The following is a 6,364-nucleotide window of genomic DNA, read 5'->3' as shown; positions in this document are numbered from 1 at the left end:
CGCCCCCTCGGCACCAGCCGGCCGACGAGCGCGGGGCCCGCGGACCTCCCCGCACCGCCGTCACGACGAGCTCGGCACGCACCGGGACGACGGGCCCGCCCGCCCCCTCGGCACCAGCCGGCCGACGAGCGCGGGGCCCGCGGACCTCCCCGCACCGCCGTCACGACGAGCTCGGCACACACCGGGACGACGGACCCGCCCGCCCCCTCGGCACCAGCCGGCCGACGAGCGCGGGGCCGACGGACCTCCCCGCACCGCCGTCAGGACGCGTTCGGCTTGTGGTTGTCCGGAGGGGTGCCCTTGGCGTGGGCGCGGAGGCGGGCCGTGACGTCCTCCGGGGGCAGGAACCGGGACCAGCGTTCCGGGAACTCGGACGGCATGTCGGGGTCCGACTCGCCGTTCGCGGCTGCGGTGCGGGCCACGTACTCGGCGACCTGCGCCCGCCGCAGCCGTTCGTTGGCCTCGCGGGCCGCGGCGGTGGCGGCGGCCGGCCAGACCCGGTCGATGGCCGCGTTGACCGCGGCCCCGACGAGCACGGCGAACGCGGACACGCCGATCCACAGCAGCACCGCGACGGGCGCGGCGAGCGAACCGTAGATGGTGGGGCCCTCGACGGTACTGGTGAGGTAGATGCGCAGCAGGAAGCTGCCGAGCACCCACATGCCGAGGGCGACCAGTGCGCCGGGCACGTCCTCGATCCACGGGGAGCGCACCGGCACGGAGACGTGGTACAGCGTGGTCAGGAACGCGATGGACAGCACGATGACGACCGGCCAGTACAGCACCTGGACGACGGTCGTGGACCACGGCACGATCCGCACCACCGCGTCCGGCCCGGCCACCATCAGCGGCAGCGCGACCGAGCCGATCAGCAGGGCCACGATGAACAGGAGGAAGGCGAGCAGGCGGGTCTTGACGATGCCCCGGACGCCGTCGAGGCCGTACATCACGGTGATGGTGTCGATGAAGACGTTCACCGCCCGCGAGCCCGACCACAGGGCGAACAGGAAGCCGATGGAGATGACGTCGGGCCGGCCGCCCTTCATCACGTCGTCCAGGATCGGCTCGGTGATCTGCTTCACGCCCCGCTCGGAGAGCACCGCGCGGGAGGCGTCCAGGATGTTGGCGCGCAGGCTCTCGGTGGTGTCGGCGCCGATCCACAGGTCGACGTAGCCGAGCAGTCCGAGGAGGCTCAGCAGCAGGGGCGGCACCGACAGCAGCGTGAAGAACGCGGCCTCCGCGGCCAGGCCGAGGATGCGGTACTCCATGCAGGAGTTGACGGTGTCCTTGAGCAACAGCCAGGCGGTCCGGCGCTTGGAGACGTTCCGGTAGAGGACACGGGCCCGGTGGAGCCTGCCGGAGGGCCGTTCGGGGGATTCACTTGCTGGCTGCACGACCTAAAGGTATCCGTCGTACCGGGTCGCTCTCATCCGCGGACTCCTCAGGCCGCCGGGCCGGGCCCCGGCGGGCCTCCTCGGGGCCTCGGGCGGGTAGGTTCCCAGTCATGGCAGGCAGCACCCACACCGTGACGAACCAGGCCCCGCCGCTGGTCGGGTACGACGTCTTCGCCGCCGACCGGGCCCTGACGGCGGCGGTCGAGCGGCATCTGGCTCCGGAGCTGCGCGAGGAGGCGCTGTCGGAGCTGTCGGGCCTCGGCCGCTCCTGCGGATCGGCCCAGATGCAGGAGTGGGGCGCGCTGGCCAACGAGAACCCTCCGCGGCTGCGCACGCACGACCGCTACGGCCACCGCCTCGACGAGGTCGAGTTCCATCCGGCCTGGCACCGGCTGCTGGGCAAGGGCGTCTCGGCGGGCCTGACCCGGGCCTGGACCCGGCCGGGCGGGCACGTGCTGCGCGCGGCCGGGTTCCTCATGTGGACGCAGGTCGAGGCCGGCAACGGCTGCCCTCTGTCGATGACCCACGCGGCGGTCCCCGCCCTGCGCACCGACCCCGGCCTCGCCGCCGAGTGGGAGCCGCGGCTGACCTCCGAGGTGTACGACCGCGAGCTGCGGCCCGCCCACCTGAAGGCCGGCGTCCTGTTCGGGATGGGGATGACGGAGAAGCAGGGCGGCAGCGACGTCCGGGCGAACACCACCTCCGCCCGGCCGCTGGCCGAGGACGGCGCTTACGAGCTGACCGGGCACAAGTGGTTCTGCTCGGCGCCGATGTCCGACGGGTTCCTGGTCCTCGCCCGGGCCCCGGGCGGGCTGACCTGCTTCCTGGTCCCGCGCGTGCTGGCCGACGGCACCCGGAACGTGTTCTTGATCCAGCGGCTCAAGGACAAGCTGGGCAACCGCTCCAACGCCTCCGCCGAGGTGGAGTTCGCCGGCACCTGGGCGCGCCGGGTCGGCGAGGAGGGGCGCGGGGTGCGCACCGTCATCGACATGGTGGCGGCGACCCGGCTGGACTGCGTGCTGGGCTCGGCGGGCCTGATGCGGCAGGCCGTGGCGCAGGCGGCCCACCACTGCGCGTACCGCGAGGCCTTCGGCGGGAAGCTGATCGACAAGCCGCTGATGCGCAACGTCCTGGCCGATCTCGCGATCGAGTCGGAGGCGGCCACCACCCTCGCCCTGCGGCTCGCGGCGGCGTCCGACGACGGCGGCGAGCGGGAGCGGGCCCTGCTGAGGCTGGCGGTGCCGGCGGCCAAGTACTGGGTGACCAAGCGGTGTGCGCCGGTGGTGGTGGAGGCGGCCGAGTGCCTGGGCGGCAACGGGTACGTCGAGGAGTCCGGTCTGCCCCGGCTGGTGCGCGAGTCGCCGCTGAACTCGATCTGGGAGGGCGCCGGCAATGTGCAGGCGCTGGACGTCCTGCGGGCGCTCGGGCGGGAGCCGCTGGTCCTCGACGCCTATCTGACGGAGGTGGGCCTCGCGCGCGGCGCGGATCACCGGCTGGACGCGGCGATCAGGGGGCTGCTGACGGAACTCGCCGACCTGGAGGGCGCCGAGGGGCGGGCACGGCGGCTGGCGGAGCGGCTGGCGCTGGTGCTGCAGGGCGCGCTGCTGGTCCGGTACGCGCCGCCGGAGGTGGCCGACGCGTTCTGCGCCTCGCGGCTGGGCTCCGACGGGGGTGCGGCCTTCGGCACGCTGCCGACCACCTTGGACCTGGCGTCGGTGGTGGAGCGGGCCCGGCCGCCGGCCTGACGTGCGGGCCGGCACGGGGGTGGTGCTGCGCCGACACGGCACCACCCCCGTATCACTGGCCCGTTCAGGCCACGTGCGCCGCTCGGGACGGCGTCGCCCAAGTTTCAGACACCAGCACCTCGGTCCACCAGGGTTGCAGGGGGTTGCAACTTGCTGCCGACTGTGTACGGACTGTGCGTCCGGGGCAGGGGCAGGCGGTCACTATGAGACGAACATCCGGGGACGGAGCACGGAGCGCGGGCCCGCGGCCGGGGGCCGCGGGCCGGACCTCCCCACCCCATGCTTCCGGGAGGACGAGGACACAGTGGCGCTGTCGCCGATGGACGTGTCGCAGTTCGCCGCCGTCGACACGGCGCGTGCGGCTCGGATGCTCAGTGAGGTCCGCGCCGCCAAGCTCTCGGGCCGGGCCGGCCCGGTGGCGGCGCGCCCGGTGATCGAGCAGTCCTGGGAGCGGATGCTGCGCGGCGGTGTCGACCCGGACCACGACTTCCGGTCCGGGCTGCTGTCCCGTGAGGAGGTGGAGCGGCGACGGGAGACCTCGGCGCTGCGGCATGTGCTGCCGGTGCTGCGGGAGGGGCTGCTGTCGGTCGCGGACGTCGCCCACCACATCATGGTGGTCGCCGACGACGAGGGCCGGGTGCTCTGGCGGGAGGGCAGTCCCCCGGTGCTGCGCAAGGCCGACGGGCTCGGCTTCGAACTGGGGGCGGACTGGCGGGAGGACGTCGTCGGCACGAACGGCGTCGGCACCCCGGCGGTCACCCGTCGTCCGGTACAGGTCTTCGCCGCCGAGCACTTCGTGCGCTCGCACGCCACCTGGACCTGTGCCGGGGCGCCGATCACCGATCCGCGTGACGGCAGGCTGCTGGGCGTGGTCGACGTGAGCGGGCCGCTGGAGACGATGCACCCGGCCACGCTCGCCTGGGTCGACTCGGTGGCCAAGCTCGCCGAGGCCCGGCTGCGCGAGCGGCATCTGCAGTCGCTGGAGCGGCTGCGCGCGGTGGCCGCGCCGGTACTGGCCCGGCTGGGCGGCCGTGCCCTGGTGGTGGACCGGGACGGCTGGACGGCGGCGGTGACGGGGATGCCGTACATGGAACGGGTCGCGCTGCCCAGGTCGCCGGCCGGGGGGCCGAAGTCACTGCCGGTGTTCGGACCGTGCACCGTGGAGCCGCTGGCCGAGGGCTGGCTGCTGCGGGCCGCCGAGGAGCCGGTGCCGTGCGGAGCCGCCCGGATCCTGCTGGACCTGCGCCGGCCGCGCCGCTGGTCGGTGCGGGTGAGGTGCGGCGCGGGGCCCTGGGCCCGGGAACTGAGTCCCCGGCACGCCGAGTTGCTGTACCTCCTGGCGGTCCACCGCGGCGGTCGCAGCGCCGCGGGTCTGGCCGAGGACATGTTCGGCGACCCTGCCCGCAAGGTCACGGTGCGCGCCGAGATGTCGCGGGTGCGGCGGTACCTCGGGGCGTACCTGGAACACCGGCCGTATCGATTCCGCGAAGACGCCGAGGTGGAGGTGCTGCTCCCGGAGGACCCGCTCGACCTGCTGCCGCACTCCACGGCTCCGGCGGTGGCGAGGGCCCGTGCGGCCCCGGCACCGGCGCCCTGAACACCCATGCACCCGTTCGGCCTTCCGGGCGGTGGTGAAGGTGGTTTGTTCCGCATATTTGCACCGTCCGCGTCCGCGAACCCGCCCGCCTGCCGTAGCATCCTCCACGGGCCGCCCCATCCGCGCCTCGGTCAACGCACGGACCATCGGGCGCAGTTGGCGCGCCGCCCGTGGAGGTTCTATGAAGCATCGCGGCAGACACCGCCGACGCAAGCGGGGACGGGCGCTCCGGGCCGCCCTGACCGGGGCCGGCCTCGCCCTGACGGCCGCCGCCACGCTGATCAGCGCCTCGCAGGCCGACACGGTCGCCGACGACCCGGGCGCCCTGAAGCCGCTGGCCGCCTCAGCGGCGGACGAGCTGAGCCTGACCGAGCACCGGGTGCCGCAGCGCTGGCTCGACCGGCTCGCCTCCGCGATGGGCGGTCCCGTGGGGGTCGGCGCCGTCCTCGACACCGCCGACCACACGCTGCGCGACGCCGCCGACTGCTCGGCCGGGGAGCGCGAGACGCTGCCCGTCGCGCCCGCGGCCACCCGCGTCTACTGCTGGGACGACGGCGACACCCGGGGCTGGCGGCCCGGGGCGGTCACCACCTCGGGGGACGCCGACGACGACGGCCGCTGGGGCGGGAACCGCGTGATCATCTCGGCCTGGTCCCGCGAGGACGGCACCGCCGACGGCGGCCTCGCCAGGATCTCCTTCGTCGACGCCGACGATCCCGGGCACCTGGAGTACGCCTCCGCGCTGCTCGCCGTCCCGGTCGACGGCGGGCGCGACTACCGCGGGCTCTCCTCCCCCGTGTCCGGCATGGTCTGGTACCGGGACAAGCTGCTGGTCACCACCGGCGCCGGGGACCGCAACGCGCTGTACGTGTACGACGTGGACCGCATCCAGCGCACCACGTCCGACGCCGGCGCCGTCGGACGGGTTCCCGGGGGCTGGGCGGCGCACGGCCACCGGTACGTGCTGCCCGCCGTCGCCTCCTACGGCCTCCCCGACACGCCCGGTGCGGCACGCCCCGGCGCGATCTCCCTCGACCGCGGCACGGCCCCCGACAGCCTGGTCGCCGCCGAGCGGGTGCCGGCGGGGGCCGGCCGGCCCACCCGGCTGTGGCGCTACGCGCTCGGCACGGATCCCGCCCGCGCCGGGCTGCCGGCCGCCGACTCCGCCGGGCAGGTGACGGCCCTGGAGGCGTACGAGACTCAGGCGGCCGAGGTCGGCGGCGTGCTGTCGCACCGCCCGGCCGGCGTGCCGACCACCGACTGGTACCTGGGACGCGCGGCCGAGGGACGCGGCACGCTGTGGCGGCAGAGCACCGAGGGCGCGCGGTCCACCGAGTGCGGGGCCGACCGGTCGCACCGGTGCTGGAGCGCGCCGGCCGGCTCGCTGTCGTACTGGGCGGAGACGGGCGAGGTGTGGTCGCAGGCGGGCCGAACGCTCTTCGCCCTCCCCTTGGCGACCGTGCACGACTCCCTCGCCTGACACCACACCCGGCGCGGCCGGAAGCAGCGCACTCGGCCCGTCCGGGCCACGCGACCGGCGGCCCGCACGACGACCGGCCCCGGCCCCCCGGCGAAACCACCCCGCACCCACCCGGCACCGGCCGACCGACGTCACCACCGCCCCACGG

4 protein-coding genes are annotated in these 6,364 nt (G+C 75.0%); 3 read left to right on the top strand and 1 reads right to left on the bottom strand.

Translation table 11 applies throughout. From position 1 onward, the window contains the following. Nucleotides 1–260 precede the first annotated feature (260 nt). On the bottom strand, nt 261–1,394 hold the full coding sequence (locus IE260_RS03720) for a YihY/virulence factor BrkB family protein (RefSeq protein WP_189868988.1): 1,134 nt from the start codon (nt 1,392–1,394) through the stop codon (nt 261–263). A 110-nt stretch (nt 1,395–1,504) separates the two neighbouring features. Between IE260_RS03720 and IE260_RS03715 the strand changes: the two genes are divergently transcribed. The 3 genes from IE260_RS03715 to IE260_RS03705 all read left to right on the top strand — a co-directional run bounded on the left by IE260_RS03715 (nt 1,505) and on the right by IE260_RS03705 (nt 6,216). Further along, nucleotides 1,505–3,139 (top strand): acyl-CoA dehydrogenase family protein, encoded by a 1,635-nt coding sequence (locus IE260_RS03715; protein WP_189868987.1) that lies wholly within the window; start codon nt 1,505–1,507, stop codon nt 3,137–3,139. A gap of 304 nt (nt 3,140–3,443) precedes the next feature. Next, on the top strand, nt 3,444–4,736 hold the full coding sequence (locus IE260_RS03710) for a GAF domain-containing protein (RefSeq protein WP_229880391.1): 1,293 nt from the start codon (nt 3,444–3,446) through the stop codon (nt 4,734–4,736). A 181-nt stretch (nt 4,737–4,917) separates the two neighbouring features. After that, a complete protein-coding gene (locus tag IE260_RS03705; RefSeq protein ID WP_189868986.1) occupies nt 4,918–6,216 on the top strand; it encodes a hypothetical protein in 1,299 nt (432 codons plus the stop codon). Nucleotides 6,217–6,364: the final 148 nt, after the last annotated feature.

It is taken from the genome of Streptomyces viridiviolaceus, assembly GCF_014650995.1.
In the GTDB taxonomy this organism is placed as follows: Bacteria; Actinomycetota; Actinomycetes; order Streptomycetales; family Streptomycetaceae; genus Streptomyces; species Streptomyces viridiviolaceus.
Note: the sequence above shows the minus strand (reverse complement) of the source record. Positions and strands in the feature narration are given on the sequence as shown.